This is a genomic window from Ureaplasma canigenitalium ATCC 51252, from assembly GCF_000712165.1.
Classification (GTDB): domain Bacteria; phylum Bacillota_I; class Bacilli_A; order Mycoplasmatales; family Mycoplasmoidaceae; genus Ureaplasma; species Ureaplasma canigenitalium.
Map to the genome: position 1 here is coordinate 1 of NZ_JONZ01000009.1, position 1,440 is coordinate 1,440.

The 1,440-nt window shown below is 36.2% G+C and carries 1 protein-coding gene; it reads left to right on the forward strand.

All coding sequences use genetic code 4. The features are described from left to right. A partial coding sequence (locus T416_RS03920) for a hypothetical protein (RefSeq protein WP_038079723.1) occupies positions 1 to 1,440 on the forward strand: 1,440 nt, incomplete at both ends.

A 1,440-nucleotide genomic window follows, 5' to 3' on the forward strand; every position in this document is an offset into this window, starting at 1 on the left:
CGGAGAAAAGAAGGATGATCATGACCACAGTGGACATGACCATTCTGGTCACGACCATAGTAAACCTGATGCAGGAAAACCAAAACCTGAACCTGAAACTCCACCTAAGAAAAAACCTGAAGAAGGTAAGAAGACTCCTGAAAAAGGTAAAGATGAAAAGACACCAGAAGCTGGAAAAGAAAACCAATCTGATGATGATAAATTGCTTCCTGACCCAAATGATCAATTTAAGGGGGATGAAGGTGAAATAAAAAAAGGTGGAGTTGACCTTGAAGATAAGAGTAACAATGATGAACCTGATAGAGAAGAACCAGAAGATATAAAATCAGACACTACTCACTCAACTCTATACTTCCGAAAGGAAAATAAAATCTTCCTTCTTAAGAAAGAAGGGGAAGATATTATCTATCACCTAAGAATGAAATTTAGTAATCCTGATAATGTCAAGGGACTTAAATTGCGAATGAAAGCATTGCAGCATTTTAATAACTCAACTCAGGATGCTATTCAAAGAAAAATTGAAATTATTTCTGAAGAAGCCTTTGTTCACGATGATGGATCAGTTGACTTCCGTTTTGTAAGAAATCGAGCAAATCCTGGAGAGGGAATCCAACTTCTTTCTGAATACGACCATATTGAGGTTAAAGTAGTTGATGGTCCTGAGGATTTAAAAACTAAATTCTCATCAGTCTATAAATTGTATGAAGGAGCAAATAGTTTCAGTACTCCTTCTGAAACGAGAACACAATTCGATGTATTCGACCCTAAAAAAACAGCGACAGAATTGACTGAGAACGATAAATTAACTATTTCATTCGCACCTAATTCAATTCGAAAAATGGCATTCCAAAGTGCTAATAATAGTGGTCGTCCTGCATTCCTTAATACTCAATTCTTCTTATATAAGGATGGAAAACCTATCCAAAACCTGAACAAAGGTTACCGTGTTACTTTAAAGTTAAGACAAATTCCAGTAGGAAATGACACAAGAAGATATACACGTGAAAGTCAAATTGACCGAAAAATTTATGCTGATTCACAAATTAGTGGTTACCTACATGCTGACGGTGGTGCTCTTGTTAAGTTCTATTGATCATCTAAGTATTCTAGTTATATCGCGAAAGACCGGGACTATGATGTTGTAGGTTTTGTCATCTATAAAGCGAAAAAAGATAATTCTGATTTTGAAAAATTACAAGAGGTTAATCTAGAAGATCAACATATCCGTCTTTCTGGTCGAGAACAAGGAAATATTGAAACTAATGACAATTTCTACCTAGCTGACCGTGAAGACGGTGGTGCTCTTGCTCCAACTATTCTTGGACCGCTTGAAGGTATTTCACAAGAAGCGATTGATCGTTATAAAGCACGTCTAAAGAAAGAAAAACAAGCTCGTGAGGAAGAAGAAAGACGACGAGAAGAAAGGGAAAAACTAGAAAA